The organism is Nonomuraea sp. NPDC049309 (genome assembly GCF_043196965.1).
Classification (GTDB): Bacteria; Actinomycetota; Actinomycetes; order Streptosporangiales; family Streptosporangiaceae; genus Nonomuraea; species Nonomuraea fastidiosa.
The window spans coordinates 114,224-128,110 of record NZ_JBICSH010000006.1 but is presented as its reverse complement, the minus strand read 5'-3'; the positions used below and the strand labels follow the sequence as shown (position 1 = coordinate 128,110).

The following is a 13,887-nucleotide window of genomic DNA, read 5'->3' as shown; positions in this document are numbered from 1 at the left end:
CCTGTTTTCCGCACTTGCAGTGATTGTCGGGGTGAAAGCGGGCAGTGCCTGGGATGAACGGTCAACTTAGGGCAGGGTTGGGAGCATGCCGATGAGGACAGAGCTCGACCGCCTCGCAGGCGGCGCGCACCACGATCCGCACTCCGTGCTCGGAGCGCACCCCGTGGACGGCGGGGTGGTGTTCCGCGCGCTGCGCCCGCTCGCCGAGCGCGTGCGGGTGGTGCTGGAGGACGGCTCTGTTCACGACATGAAGCACCAGGCGCACGGCGTCTTCGAGGTGACGGTGCCGGGCCTGGACAAGGTGCCCCCCTACACGTTGAGCGTGAAGTATCCGGGGGCGGAGCCGTACGAGATGCGCGACCCGTACCGGCACTGGCCGACCCTCGGCGAGGTGGACCTGCACCTCATCAGCGAGGGCCGGCACGAGCGGCTGTGGGAGGCGCTCGGCGCGCGCGTGATGAAGCATGAGGACGTCGAGGGCACCGCGTTCGCCGTCTGGGCGCCCAACGCGCGCGGCATCCGCGTGATCGGCGACTTCAACCACTGGGACGGCACCGCCTACCCGATGCGCTCGCTGGGCCGCTCCGGGGTGTGGGAGCTGTTCATCCCGGGCCTCGGGGCCGGTGAGCGGTACAAGTACCAGATCCTGGGCGCCGACGGCGTGTGGCGGGAGAAGGCCGACCCGATGGCGCGCCGCACCGAGGTGCCGCCGATGACCGCCTCGGTGATCGACAAGTCCGACTACAGCTGGCAGGACGACGCCTGGATGGTGGCGCGGCGCGAGCGGCGGCCCCAGGAAGAGCCGATGAGCGTCTACGAGGTGCATCTGGGCTCGTGGCGGCCCGGCCTGTCGTACGTGGAGCTCGCCGACCAGCTCTCCGACTACGTCGTGGACATGGGCTTCACCCACGTGGAGCTGCTGCCGGTGGCCGAGCACCCGTTCGGCGGCTCGTGGGGCTACCAGGTGACCTCCTACTACGCGCCGACGGCCAGGTTCGGCACGCCTGACGAGTTCCGCCACTTCGTCGACGTCATGCACCAGCGCGGCATCGGTGTGCTGCTCGACTGGGTGCCCGCGCACTTCCCGATGGACGACTGGGCGCTGGCCCGCTTCGACGGCACCCCGCTGTACGAGCACGCCGACCCGGCCAGGGGCGAGCACCCCGACTGGGGCACGTACGTCTTCGACTTCGGCCGCAGGGAGGTGCGCAACTTCCTGGTGGCCAACGCGCTGTTCTGGCTGAAGGAGTTCCACATCGACGGCCTGCGGGTGGACGCGGTGGCCTCGATGCTCTACCTCGACTACTCGCGGCGCGAGGGCGAGTGGACGCCGAACGTCTTCGGCGGCAGGGAGAACCTCGACGCGGTCGAGTTCCTGAAGGAGATGAACGCGGTCTGCTACCGCGAGGCGCCCGGCATCTCGACGATCGCGGAGGAGTCGACGGCCTGGCCGGGGGTCTCACGGCCGGTGCACCTCGGCGGCCTGGGGTTCGGCTTCAAGTGGAACATGGGCTGGATGCACGACACGCTCGAGTACCTGCGCCACGACCCGATCTTCCGCCAGTACCACCATCACCAGATGACGTTCTCGCTGCTGTACGCCTACTCCGAGAACTACGTGCTGCCGCTGTCCCACGACGAGGTCGTGCACGGCAAGGGCTCGCTGCTCGCGAAGATGCCGGGCGACGAGTGGCAGCGCTTCGCGCAGCTGCGGGCGCTGCTCGCGTTCATGTGGGCGCACCCCGGCAAGCAGCTGCTGTTCATGGGCGGCGAGTTCGGCCAGGGCTCGGAGTGGTCGGAGAGCCGCGGGCTCGACTGGTGGGTGCTGGAGTTCGACGGTCACCAGGGCGTGCAGCGGCTGGTACGCGACCTCAACCGGGTCTACCGCGACACCCCGGCGCTGTGGGAGCAGGACACCAAGCCCGAGGGCTTCCGGTGGATCGACGCCGACGACGCCTCGGGCAACACGTTCTCGTTCGTCCGGTACGCGAACGACGGGTCCGCGCTGGCGTGCGTGGTGAACTTCAGCGGCGGGCCGCACGAGCACTACCGGCTGGGCCTGCCGTACCCGGGCCGCTGGGCCGAGACGATCAACACCGACGCCTACGACTACTGGGGCAGCGGCGTGGGCAACCTGGGGGCGGTCGAGGCCGACGGCGAGCCGTGGCACGGCCTGCCGTACTCGACGACGCTGCGGGTGCCGCCGCTCGGCGCGGTGTGGTTCACCCACCCGGGTCCTGAGCTGAACGAATGAGGGACGCACGCTGAAAGTTCGGTGAGAAAGCGCGGCGGACACCTGTGCCCGTCCGGAAAATCACCCTAAACTCCGAGATCATCCCCTCTCGGAGGACGCGTGCGATTCCGCCCCTTGTTCGTGAGCTCGATCGCGCTGGCCCTGCTGCCGCTCGCGGGCCCGGCGTACGCCGACGAGCCGACGCCCACCCCCGCGCCCGGCGTCACCCAGGCGCCCCCTGAGCAGCAGCAGCCTGCGCCGTTACCGGAGCAGACGCCGCCACCTCAGCAGACGCCGGCGCCGGAGACCTCGCAGACGCCTCAGGAGCCCAAGGCCCCCGAGGAGAAGATCGAGGAGGGGTTAGGCGTCGACGGCGGCACCGAGCGGGCCATCGTCGAGCTGACCGACGCGGGCGCGCACGCCACCGTCGCGACGCTGGCCGCGACCGAGAGCGTGGACGTGGTGCTGCAGCCGCAGGACCAGCCGTACATGGTCGTGGAGGGCACCGCCGATGAGCTGGCCAAGCTCGCCGAGGACCCGCGCGTGTCGTCCATCCATCGCGACCGCCTCTACAGCCCGGCCGAGGTCGCGCCGAACCTGTCGCTGATCGGCGCCGGCCAGGCGCACCAGAGCGGCAGGACCGGCGCGGACCAGGCCGTGGCCATCATCGACACCGGCATCGACGTGGACCACCCGTGGTTCCAGGGCCGTATCCTCGCCCAGGCGTGCTTTTCCGCCACCGAGGACGCGGGCGTGCGCTCGCTCTGCCCGAACGGCCAGAACCAGCAGCTCGACGGCGACGCCGCCGCCGCGACCACGCCGGCCTGCCTGTCGGGCTCGGTGAACCTGTGCGACCACGGCTCGCACGTCGCGGGCATCGCGGCCGGCACCGGCGGCGTCGCTCCCGGCGCCGGCATCGTGGCGGTGCAGGTGTTCAGCAGGATCGACGACGAGGACCTGTGCGGCGAGCCGGCCTGCCTGCTCGCGTACGAGTCGTCGCTGCGCCAGGCCCTCGACTACGTGGCGAACCTGACCCTCGACCGGCCCATCGCCGCGGTCAACCTGAGCCTGGGCGGCTGGCTGTACGACGACTACTGCGACGCCGACGAGGAGGGAGCGGTCTTCAAGGAGAAGATCGACGCCCTGCTCGCCAGGAACATCGCGACCGTGGTGGCGGCGGGCAACGAGTACTACGAGGGCGTGGCGCACCCGGCCTGCGTCTCCACGGCCGTCGCGGTCGGCGCGAACGACAACGACGACCGCATCGCCGACTTCTCCAACCGGGGCCCACTGCTCGACCTGTTCGCCCCCGGCGTGGACGTGGTCTCGGCGGTGCCGGACGACGCGACGATCGCCTACAGCGGCACCTCGATGTCCACCCCGCACGTGACGGGCGCGCTGGCGCTGATGCGCGAGGCGTACCCGGACCGGCCGGTGACCGAGCTGATCGAGGCGCTGAAGAGCAGCGGCCGCCCGTACACCTACGAGGCCGCCGGGACCCAGGTCACCACGCCGCGCCTCGACCTGGCCGCGGCCCTGACGGGCGCCGCCCCGCAGCCGCCGATCTCGCAGAGCCCGGCGCCCGAGCCGCCGCCCGGCCCGCTGGAGCCGAACCCGACCGACGGCAGCGGCCCCACGCCGGAGCCCGGCCTGCCCTCGGAGCCCGGCCCGCAGCCGTCCACGCCGCCCAGCCCCGTGCCGCTGCCCACGGTGACGGTCACGGTGACCGTGACGGCCACGGCGTCGCCGAGCCCGGCGGCGAAGGCGGCGACGGTGTGCACGCGGGGCACCGCGGCCAAGAAGCTCGACGCCAAGAAGTGGGCGGTCGAGGTGCACCGCAGCAGCGGCAAGCTGAGCGACGCCACCCTCACCTGCTACCTGAAGCTGATCTCCAAGTCGAGCAAGGTGTTCTCCGAGCTGACGAAGGCGTCGTCGCTGGGCAAGGCGTACCGGGTGCTGAAGGCCAAGAGCGGGACCCGCAAGGCGAAGCTGGACAGCGCGCTGCTCACGGCCTGGCTCAACTGGGCACACGGCACGAACGGTACGAAGGCGCTGAAGGCGGCGGAGAAGGTGCGGATAGCGAGCAAGCCCTCCGCGAAGGCCCTGAAGAAAGCCACACAAAACCTCCTGAAGACCGTCAAATAGCCACATTTAGCGAGAAGGCCGGGCGAACAGCACCGGCCTTCTGTTCTTTGCCTGCTTCGCCGTAAAGAAGCCACCATCGTTTCTCTGCATCACATACGCCCCTGACATCACGCTTGTCACAGGCGGGGAGGTAGCGGCTGTAACCAGCCGGGAGCCGGAAGCGCTTCACGGCTCCAGCCTCCGGGAGGAACAAGTGAGGCTACGGTCTCTGCTGGCCGGCGCGATGACGCTGGCCGTGACATCAGCCGTGCTCTACGCGGCGCCCACGCTCCGCGCCGAAGCCGCCGACGCGGGCGACCCGATCATCAGCCCGGCGCTGGCCTCCGAGGTGAAGGCCAAAAGCCGGGTCCGCTCGATCATCCAGCTCAAACCGGGCCAGAGCGTCCAGGCGGTCGCCGCCGACCTGGAGAAGGCCTCCAACGGCAGCCGCATCGTCGAGGCGACCGGCTCGGCGAACTTCTTCGTCGCCGAGGTCGACCGGCGCACGCTCGACAAGCTCAAAAAGGACGACCGCGTCCACTCGGTCTACAAGGACGAGCTGAGCATGCCCTTTCTCGACGTCAGCACCGCACTGATCCGCTCGGACCGGGCGAACCAGGCGGGCTGGACCGGCACCGGCACCACCATCGCCGTGCTCGACACCGGCATCGACCGGGACCACCCGTTCTTCGCCGGGCGCATCGTGGACGAGGCCTGCTTCTCCTCCGCCAGCGCCACCGACGGCACGGTCTCGCTCTGCCCCAACAACCAGCCCAGCCAGACCGGCCCCGGCGCGGCCGACGCCGAGACCGCGCAGTGCCTGGTCAACGGGCAGAACGCCTGCTCACACGGCACCCACGTGGCCGGCATCGCGGCGGGCAGGATGACCACCGGCGCACCCGCCAGCGGCGTCGCCCCCGAGGCGCGGCTGCTGCCGATCCAGGTGTTCAGCCGCGTGGACAACGCCCTGACCTGCATGCTGCGGGGCGCCACCGCGCCCTGCTTCCTCAGCTACACCTCCGACCAGAAGCTGGCGCTCGAGTACGTGTCGCGGGTGGCCAGGACGCTCAACGTCGCCGCGGTGAACATGAGCCTCGGCGGCAGCACCGCGTACTCGGAGGCGTGCGACACCGACCCGGACGCCGCGGCCGTCAAGCCGGAGTTCGACGTGCTGGTGAGCCTGGGCGTGGCCCCCGTGGTCGCGGCGGGCAACAGCGGGGCCGCCAACGGGGTCGCCTCGCCCGCCTGCATCTCCAGCGCCGTCGCCGTCGGGGCCACCGACGACAGCGACCGGCTCGCCACGTTCACCAACCGGGGGCCGCTGCTCGACCTGCTGGCCCCGGGCGTGACCATCAACTCGTCCGTGCCGGACAACACCTACGGGAACAAGAGCGGCACCTCGATGGCCGCGCCGCACGTCGCGGGGGCGTTCGCGCTGATGCGGCAGGTCAACCCGGACTTCACGGTCGCGCAGAACCTGGAGCGGCTGCGGGACACCGGGACGGCGATCCGGTACACCGCGGCGGGTACGCCGATCGTCGCCTCCAGGATCGACCTGGAACGCGCCACCGCCCCCACACAGGCGAGCGCGGATCCCCGAGTCTGAGCGGACGCGGGCCTCAGCGGACGCGGGTCTCAGCGGACGGGGGCCGGACCGTCACGGTCCGGCCCGCCCCGCGTGTCCACAACCCGCCCCCGCGCGCGACCCGCCCCGCATGTGCACCGCCTGGCTCGGCGCGGTCACGGCCCGCCCCGCGCGCGACCCGCCCCGCATGTGCACCGCCTGGCTCGGCGCGGTCACGGCCCGCCCCGCGCGCGACCCGCGCCAGCATGTGCACCGCCCGCCCCGCGCGTCCACGACCCGGCCTCGCCCGCTTCGGGGGGCCTACGGCGCGCTTCCGTTCAGAACAAGAAGCGGTAACGGAACCCTTGCGCCCCTCTGACATCTCTTGTCGAATAAATACACTTCGGGAGACAAATTCCCCCTGAGACCCCGGAGGAACGGTTTGCGTCTCCCGTCCCTTTTCGCCGGAGCCATCGCGTTAGCAGCCGCATCGGCGGCCCTGGTGGCCACCCCCGCCCACGCCGACCCGGAAACCAAAATCGACCCCGCGCTGACGGCCGCGGGCGAGCACCGCGCCATCGTGCACGTCCGGCAGCCCTCCAAGGTGCAGGCCGTCAGGTCCAGCGCCGAGCAGATCACGCGCGACCGGCGCAACGTCGAGGCGCAGCCGCCCTCCGCACTCGCCGGTAAGCTCGACTTCTTCGTCTACCGCGGCACCCGCGCGGAGCTGGAGAAGATCGCCGAGCAGTCCGACGTCGTCTCCATCCGTAAGGACAAGCTGAACAAGCCCAGCCTGATCGAGAGCGTCCCGCTCATCGGCGGCGACCGGGCGCACAACGCCGGCGTCACCGGTGACGGCAGCGCCGTCGCCATCCTCGACAGCGGCATCGACACCGACCACCCCGCCTTCGGCGACCGCATCGTGGCGCAGGCGTGCTTCTCCGCCGCCGACCCCGCCGACGGCTCCAGCCCGCTCTGCCCCAGCGGCAGCCAGTTCCAGCTCGGTGACGGCGCCGCCGACGCCGAGACCGAGGCGTGCATGAACGGCGCGCCGCAGCCGCAGTACGGCCTGTGCTACCACGGCACGCACGTCGCCGGCATCGCCGCCGGGCAGCGGACCGCCGACTTCCCCGCCGACGGCGTCGCCCCCAAGGCCAAGATCATCGCGGTGCAGGTGTTCAGCCGCTTCGACGACTCGCCGTACTGTGACGGCCAGCCGGTCTGCATCCTCGCCTACGACTCCTCCATCCTGACCGGCATGGCCTACGCCGAGCTGCTGGCCCACGAGTACCGCATCGCCTCCGTCAACCTCAGCCTCGGCGGCGGCGCGTACACCTCCAACTGCGACGAGGACGACGGCGCGGACTTCAAGGCCGAGGCGGACAAGCTCCTCGCCAAGGGCGTGCCCACCGTGGTCGCGGCCGGCAACGAGGGCAACCAGGCGGGCGTCTCCTGGCCTGCCTGCGTCTCCTCCGTCGTGACCGTCGGCGCCACGGACAAGCAGGACGCGGTCGCCTCCTTCTCCAACCGCGGCACGCTCCTCGACGTGTTCGCGCCGGGCGTGAGCATCACGGGCGCCCTCGCGGGCGACGCGTACGCCACCCTCAGCGGCACCTCCATGGCCGCCCCGCACGTCGCCGGCGCCTTCGCCCTGCTGCGCCAGAAGGACACGTGGTCGTCGGCCGAGACGCTGCTCAAGGCGCTCAAGAGCACCGGCAAGCCGATCACGTACGACAGCGGCGGCACGCAGGTGACCACGCCCAGGATCAACGTCTGGGCGGCGCTGCGCTGACCCCCTGAGCGACCGGCGCATCGGCCGGGCCCGGCACCTGCGGGCCCGGCCGTCGCGCGTTTCCGCCCAGCGACGGCGGGGTTCCGCTCTCGTACGCACGTGCCCGGCCTCTCGGGCTCCATCGGGAGCGCTCCTGCATCGGCCGCCGCCCGCGCGCCGAGACCGGCTTTTCGCCTAGAGCGGATGAGATGTCCCTGACCTGCCGCTTCACGGGTCCGGGCGGCCCTGTTCCGGCAAAGACGTGCTTTTCGAATTGTGTCGCTTAGGGTGGCTTCTATGGACGCAGGCAAGGCGATCTTCGACACCGTCGGCAAGCTCCGCCAGCGGCGCACCGCCCCGCTCGTGCTGGAGCTCGATCTGACCGAGGGCCTCACCGAAGGCCCGCCGGCCGACCCGCTCGCCGCGGTGCTGTCCATGCGCAAGCCGCGCCTGGCCGACGTCCTGTCCGGGCTCAAGCGGGCCCGCCAGGACCCCCGGGTCAAGGCGCTGGTCGTGAAGATCGGCGGCAACCCGCTGGGCTTCGCCATGGTGCAGGAGCTGCGCCAGGCGGTGATCAGGTTCCGGGCGGCGGGCAAGCTGACCGTCGCGTACGCCGAGACGTTCGGCGAGTTCAGCGGTGGCACGGTCCCCTACTACCTCGCCACCGCGTTCGAACGCCTATACCTCCAGCCGAGCGGCGATGTCGGGCTGACCGGCCTCGCCATGGAGCAGCGCTTCGTGAAGGGCGCGCTGACCAGGCTCGGCGTCGGTTACGAGGCGGGCCGGCGCCACGAGTACAAGACGGCGATGAACACCTTCACCGAGGACCGCATGACGGACGCGCACCGCGAGTCCGCGGCCCGCCTGCTGGAGTCGCTGACCGAGACGGTCGTGGCGGGCATCGCCGACGGCCGCGGGCTCGACCCGGACAAGGTGCGCGAGCTGATCGACCGGGGGCCGTTCATCGCCTCTGAGGCGCAGGAGGCTGGGCTGGTCGACAAGCTAGCCTACCGCGACGAGGTGTACGACGAGCTGAAGCGCGCCGCGGGCGAGGACGCGCACCTGCTGTACCTGGCGCGTTACGCCAGGGCCGCCGGCGTGCGCAAGCTGCCGCAGCCCATGGCCGACGGCATCGCGCTCGTCCACGGCAGCGGCCTGATCAGGACCGGGCGCAGCGGCCGCAGCCCGCTTGGCGGCGGCGGCGCGATGGGCTCCGACACGATCGCCGCCTCGCTGCGCGCCGCCCGCCGTGACGAGCACATCAAGGCCGTGGTGTTCCGGGTGGACAGCCCAGGCGGCTCGTACGTCGCCAGCGACACGATCTGGCGCGAGGTGACGCTGACCCGCAAGGTCAAGCCGGTGATCGTCTCGATGGGCGACTACGCGGCCTCCGGCGGCTACTTCGTGGCGATGGCGGCCGACGTGATCATGGCCCAGCCGGGCACGCTGACCGGCTCGATCGGCGTCTACGGCGGCAAGCCGGTGCTGTCGGAGCTGATGGAGAAGGCCGGGATCAACTCCGAGCTGCTCGCCGAGGGCGCCAACGCCGGCATGTTCTCCCTCACCAGGGGCTTCTCGCCCGAGCAGTGGGAGCGGGTGAACGCCTGGCTCGACCGCATCTACGACGACTTCGTGAGCAAGGTCGCCAAGAGCCGAGACCTCAGCCGCGAGCGTACGCACGAGCTGGCCAGGGGCCGGGTCTGGACGGGCGCCGACGCGCACGCCCACGGGCTGGTGGACGAGCTCGGCGGGCTTGAGGACGCGCTGGCGCTGGCCAGGAAGCGGGTGGGGCTGGCCGATGACGCGCCCGTACGCACCTATCCCCGGCTCAACCCGCTCGAACGGCTGCGCGGCCCCGAGTCCAGCGAGGACAAGGCGGCGGCGCTGGCGCGGATCCGGCTCGACGCGTGGGGGCCGCTGGCGCGGCTGTCGGCCGAGCTGGGCCTGCCCGCGGGCGGCCCGCTGCTGCTGCCGTCCTGGTACCGGATCAGCTGACCGCGCGGCGTTCCAGATCAGCCGACCGCGCGGCGTTCCGGATCAGCCGACCGCGGGCGTACCGGGTCCCGCCGGTCTCGCGGCAGGCCGGACGGCGGGGCTCAGGTGGCGATGGTGCGGTAGCGGCTGCGCAGCCGGACCAGCGGCTGCCGGCTCGCGTCGACGTAGTCGACCGCGAGCACGGCCGCGATGAAGATCGTGTGGTCGCCGGCCACGACGACCTTGGTGGTCTCGGCCTCGATGGCGGCCACCCCGCCCTCGATCACCAGCGCCTCCGTGTGCGGCCCCCGGTGGTGCGGGGTGCCGGCCACGAGCAGGCGGGCGCTCGGCCGTCCCGCGGCGGCGAAGCGGCTGGCGACGGCCGTCTGATCGGACGACAGCAGGGAGGCGGCCCAGCGGTCCTGCCGGAGCAGCACCTCGTTGAGGTAGCCCGTGCCGGCCAGGCTCACCAGCACCAGCGGCGGCTCCAGCGAGACGGACATCAGCGTCGAGACGGTCGTGCCGATGTCGTCGCGCCCCTCGCGGGCGGTCACCACCGCCACGCCGGCCGCGAGCTGGGCCATCGCCTCGGTGAACAGCTCGGTCACCGCGACGGGCTCCACCGGCCGGACGGGGTCGACAGGTCTGAGCGCCCGCGGGAAAGGCTCCGGCGGCAGGGGCGGCCTCCGGACGGGCGGCACGCCGCGGCCGGGCCTCCGCACGGGCGGAGGCCCCTGGCACGGACGGCGGCGCTCAGGCGAGGCCGTTGCTGGTCAGCCATTCCTTGGCAACAGTAGCGGGCTCGTCCTTGTTGACGGAGATCTTCTGCATCATCTGCAGCAGCGCGTCCGTGGTGAGCTTGGCCGAGATGCCGTTGAGCGTGGTCCTGATGGTGTCGTCGGCGGACGCCTTGTGCAGCAGCGGGATCACGTTCTGAGCGGCGAAGACGTTCTTGGTGTCCTCGAGCGGGACCAGGTTGTTGGTCGTCATCTTGGGGTCGGTGGTGAAGACGTTGCCGACCTGGATGGAGCCGTCCTTGAGGGCGTCGGCCGTGGTGGGCCCCGTGGGCTTCCACTCCTTGAACTCCAGCCCGTAGACCTCCTTGAAGCGGCTCTCCCAGCGCTTCTTGAACTCGGGCGGAGCCCCCAGCACCATGTCCTTCGAGACCTTGGCGAGGTCTTCGATGGTCTTGAGCCCCTGCTTGTCCTGGGTCTCCTTGGTGACCGACAGGCTGTCCTTGTCCTCGGCGGGCGAGGAGTCGAGCACCTCCAGCTCGGGCGGCAGCTTCTGCTTCAGCGCCGCGTCCACCTCGTCGGTGGTCACCGAGGTGTCCTTGACGTCGATGTAGGCGAGCAGGTTGCCGTTGTACTCGGGGACGATGGTCAGGCCGCCGCTCTTGACCTGGTCGAAGACGACTTCACGGCTGCCGATGCGGGGCTTCTCCTCCACCTGCACGCCCTTGGCCTCCAGGGCCTGGGCGTAGATGGAGGCGAGCAGCACGCTCTCGTCGAAGTCGAAGGAGCCGATGATCGCTTTGCCTCCCGCACCGGAAGCCGAGCCGGAGGGCGCCGCGCTCGTCGTGTCGAGCGGGTTGCTCCCGGTGGATCCACCCCCACCGCAGGCGGCCAGTGCGAGCATCGCCGACAGGAGCACCCCCGCGATGCCGTACGTGCGTCTCATGACTTTTCCCTTCTTAGCGGGAGGTTATACAGCAAAACTTAGCGAACCTTGAGGCGCCGGCTCACCCCTGGAGAGACCACCACCCTCTGGGCAAGGGCGAACAGGGCCTGCACGACGAGCGCGAACAGCACAATCAGTACGGAACCACCGACGACGCTCGCGTAATCCTTGGTCGCGAAACCGTCGATGACGTAGCGGCCGAGCCCGCCGAGCCCGGTGTAGGCGGCCACCGTGGTGGTGGCCACGACCTGGATGGCCGACAGGCGGCAGCCCAGCAGGATCAGCGGCAGCGCCACCGGCACCAGCACCCGTCCGAGCACCTGCCCGCCGCGCAGCCCCATCCCGTACGCGGCGTCGCGCAGCTCGGGATCGACGCCCCTGATCCCCTCGAAGGTGTTGACCAGGATCGGCGGCACCGACAGCAGCACCAGCGGGATGATCACCGGCCAGATCGAGCTGGTGCCGAGCAGCAGCACGAACATCACCAGCAGCCCCAGCGTGGGCAGCGCCCTGGCCAGGTTCGCCGAGACGACGACCAGCAGCGCGCCGCGCCCGGTGTGGCCGATGAGCAGGCCGAGCGGCACCGCGATCAGCACCGCGAGCACCAGCGCGAGGGCCGAGAACTCCAGGTGTTCGAGCAGGCGGGCGGGGATGCCGCCGGAGCCCGACCAGTTCTCGGGGTTGCCGAAGAACTCGGCGAGCCAGCCGATGAACGAGGTCAGCCAGTTCACGACGCCGATCCCTTCCGCGCGCGCACCCAGGGGGTCAGCAGCCGCTGCGCCAGGACCAGCAGACCGTCGGCGACCAGCGCGAGCACCACGATGAGCACGATGCCGACGATCACCGGCGGCATGAACGGGTTCTGGTAGGCGCGGGTGAACAGCCCGCCGAGCCCGCCCTGCCCGATCAGCGCGCCCACGCTGACCAGGCTGATGCTGGAGACCGCGACCACCCGCAGCCCGGCGAGCACCACCGGGATCGCGATCGGCAGCTCGACCGCGAGGAGGCGGCGCAGCGGGGTGTAGCCCATGGCGATCGCCGACTGGCGTACGTGGTCGGGCACCGAGTCGAGGCCGTCGACCACGGCAGGGAGCAGCACCGCCGTGCCGTAGAAGGCCAGCGGGATGATCACCGTGGTCTGCGACAGCCCGGTCACCGAGATCAGCAGCATGAAGACCGGCAGCGACGGCAGCGCGTACACCACGTTCATCAGCCCCGACGTCGGCTGGTAGAGCCAGCGCCAGCGCGCGCAGGCCAGGCCGAGCGGCACCGACACGATCAGCGCGAGCAGGATCGGCATGAACGACATCACGAGGTGGTCGGCCAGCAGGTTGCGGATGCTGTCGGCCCGGCCGGTGTCCCAGTTGCGCCCGATCCACTCCCACAAAGAGGGAGGACCGTCACCCATCCGCGGCCTCCGCCAGCGCCTCGTCGAGGGCCTGCCGGGTGGCCACGCCCACGACCTTGCCGTCGTCGCCGAGCGCCACCGCGCAGCCGGACGGCGACAGCAGCGCGGCGTCGAGCGCGGCCCGCATGCTGTCGCGGCCGTGGCGGTAGGCGCCGTACGGCTCCAGCCTTCCGCCCGGCTCGCCCGTGCGCCAGCCCACCGGACGGCCGTCGCCGGTCACCTCCAGCACCCACGGCTCGGGTGACGCGGCCGGCGACCCCTCGGGCACGGTCAGGTCCGTCCGCAGCCGCAGCCCGTCCGTGGAGACGAACTGCAGCCGCCTGATGCCCCGGTCGCGCCCCAGGAACTCCTGCACGAAGTCGTCGGCGGGCTGGGCGAGCAGCGTCTTGGGGTCGGCGAGCTGGGCCAGCTTGCCGCCCACCCGCATCACCGCGACCCGGTCGCCGAGCTTGATGGCCTCGTCGATGTCGTGGGTGACGAACACGATCGTCTTGTTGAGCTCGCTCTGCAGCCGCAGCAGCTCGTCCTGCAGGCTCGCCCGGACGATCGGGTCGACGGCGCTGAACGGCTCGTCCATGAGCAGCACCGGCGGATCGGCCGCCAGCGCCCTGGCCACGCCCACGCGCTGCTGCTGGCCGCCGGAGAGCTGGAACGGGTAGCGCTGGCCGAGCGCGGCGTCGAGCCCGACGCGTTCGAGCAGCTCCATGGCCCGCGACCGGGCCTTCTTGCGGTCCCAGCCGAGCAGGTAGGGGACGGTGGCGATGTTGTCGACGATCTTCCTGTGCGGGAAGAGACCGGCCTGCTGGATGACGTACCCGATGCCGCGCCGCAGCGTGGGCGGGTCGATGCCCTGGACGGGGACGCCGTCGAGGAGGATGCGGCCCTCCGAGGCGTCGATCATCCGATTGATCATCCGGAGCGAGGTGGTCTTTCCGCAGCCCGACGGGCCGACGAGCACGGTGATCTCGCCCGTGGGCGCCTCAAGATCAAGATTGTCGACGGCGACGGTGCCGTCGGGATAGCGTTTGGTGACAGACTCGAATGTGATCACGCGCGAACTCTCGCTTCGGGCTTTCGGTGGCAGCGCCGCAGCCCCCGTGCCACGACCGCCGCATGATCTCCTGAACCCACAG

At 71.1% G+C, this 13,887-nt stretch carries 10 protein-coding genes; 5 read left to right on the top strand and 5 right to left on the bottom strand.

All coding sequences use genetic code 11. The features are described 5' to 3' along the window. The first annotated feature begins 91 nt into the window (after window positions 1-91). The 5 genes from glgB (at window position 92) to sppA (ending at window position 9,687) form a co-directional block, all read left to right on the top strand. Window positions 92-2,254: a 1,4-alpha-glucan branching protein GlgB gene (gene glgB, locus ACGFIM_RS32290; protein ID WP_393208135.1), complete on the top strand. Its 2,163-nt coding sequence runs from the start codon at window positions 92-94 to the stop codon at window positions 2,252-2,254. A 99-nt stretch (window positions 2,255-2,353) separates the two neighbouring features. Further along, complete coding sequence (locus ACGFIM_RS32285) at window positions 2,354-4,378, top strand: S8 family serine peptidase (RefSeq protein WP_393208132.1); 2,025 nt, start codon at window positions 2,354-2,356, stop codon at window positions 4,376-4,378. A 193-nt stretch (window positions 4,379-4,571) separates the two neighbouring features. Continuing rightward, window positions 4,572-5,963, top strand: coding sequence for a S8 family serine peptidase (locus ACGFIM_RS32280; RefSeq protein ID WP_393208129.1), 1,392 nt, complete (start codon window positions 4,572-4,574; stop codon window positions 5,961-5,963). A gap of 400 nt (window positions 5,964-6,363) precedes the next feature. Next, on the top strand, window positions 6,364-7,713 hold the full coding sequence (locus ACGFIM_RS32275) for a S8 family serine peptidase (RefSeq protein WP_393208126.1): 1,350 nt from the start codon (window positions 6,364-6,366) through the stop codon (window positions 7,711-7,713). A gap of 276 nt (window positions 7,714-7,989) precedes the next feature. Next, window positions 7,990-9,687 carry a signal peptide peptidase SppA gene (gene sppA / locus ACGFIM_RS32270; RefSeq protein ID WP_393208123.1) on the top strand — a complete coding sequence of 566 codons (1,698 nt, stop codon included), beginning with the start codon at window positions 7,990-7,992 and terminating at the stop codon, window positions 9,685-9,687. 101 nt (window positions 9,688-9,788) lie between these two features. Here sppA and ACGFIM_RS32265 read toward each other — a convergent pair whose 3' ends face one another. The 5 genes from ACGFIM_RS32265 to ACGFIM_RS32245 all read right to left on the bottom strand — a co-directional run bounded on the left by ACGFIM_RS32265 (window position 9,789) and on the right by ACGFIM_RS32245 (window position 13,805). After that, window positions 9,789-10,250, bottom strand: a complete 462-nt coding sequence (locus tag ACGFIM_RS32265; protein ID WP_393209242.1) for a flavin reductase family protein — start codon at window positions 10,248-10,250, stop codon at window positions 9,789-9,791. Between the two features lie 169 nt (window positions 10,251-10,419). After that, complete coding sequence (locus tag ACGFIM_RS32260) at window positions 10,420-11,346, bottom strand: ABC transporter substrate-binding protein (protein WP_393208120.1); 927 nt, start codon at window positions 11,344-11,346, stop codon at window positions 10,420-10,422. 38 nt (window positions 11,347-11,384) lie between these two features. Next, window positions 11,385-12,077 (bottom strand): ABC transporter permease, encoded by a 693-nt coding sequence (locus tag ACGFIM_RS32255; protein WP_393208117.1) that lies wholly within the window; start codon window positions 12,075-12,077, stop codon window positions 11,385-11,387. Continuing rightward, entirely contained in the window at window positions 12,074-12,754 is a 681-nt protein-coding gene (locus tag ACGFIM_RS32250) for an ABC transporter permease (RefSeq protein WP_393208114.1), read from the bottom strand. The genes ACGFIM_RS32255 and ACGFIM_RS32250 overlap by 4 nt, the downstream gene beginning before the upstream one ends. After that, window positions 12,747-13,805, bottom strand: coding sequence for an ABC transporter ATP-binding protein (locus ACGFIM_RS32245; RefSeq protein WP_393208111.1), 1,059 nt, complete (start codon window positions 13,803-13,805; stop codon window positions 12,747-12,749). The genes ACGFIM_RS32250 and ACGFIM_RS32245 overlap by 8 nt, the downstream gene beginning before the upstream one ends. Window positions 13,806-13,887: the final 82 nt, after the last annotated feature.

Excerpts from the sequence above, each read along its gene's own strand:
- glgB (WP_393208135.1), top strand. The coding sequence starts at position 92 with ATGAGGACAGAGCTCGACCGCCTCGCAGGCGGCGCGCACCACGATCCG.
- sppA (WP_393208123.1), top strand. The coding sequence starts at position 7,990 with ATGGACGCAGGCAAGGCGATCTTCGACACCGTCGGCAAGCTCCGCCAG.
- ACGFIM_RS32265 (WP_393209242.1), bottom strand. The coding sequence starts at position 10,250 with ATGGCCCAGCTCGCGGCCGGCGTGGCGGTGGTGACCGCCCGCGAGGGG.
- ACGFIM_RS32260 (WP_393208120.1), bottom strand. The coding sequence starts at position 11,346 with ATGAGACGCACGTACGGCATCGCGGGGGTGCTCCTGTCGGCGATGCTC.
- ACGFIM_RS32250 (WP_393208114.1), bottom strand. The coding sequence starts at position 12,754 with ATGGGTGACGGTCCTCCCTCTTTGTGGGAGTGGATCGGGCGCAACTGG.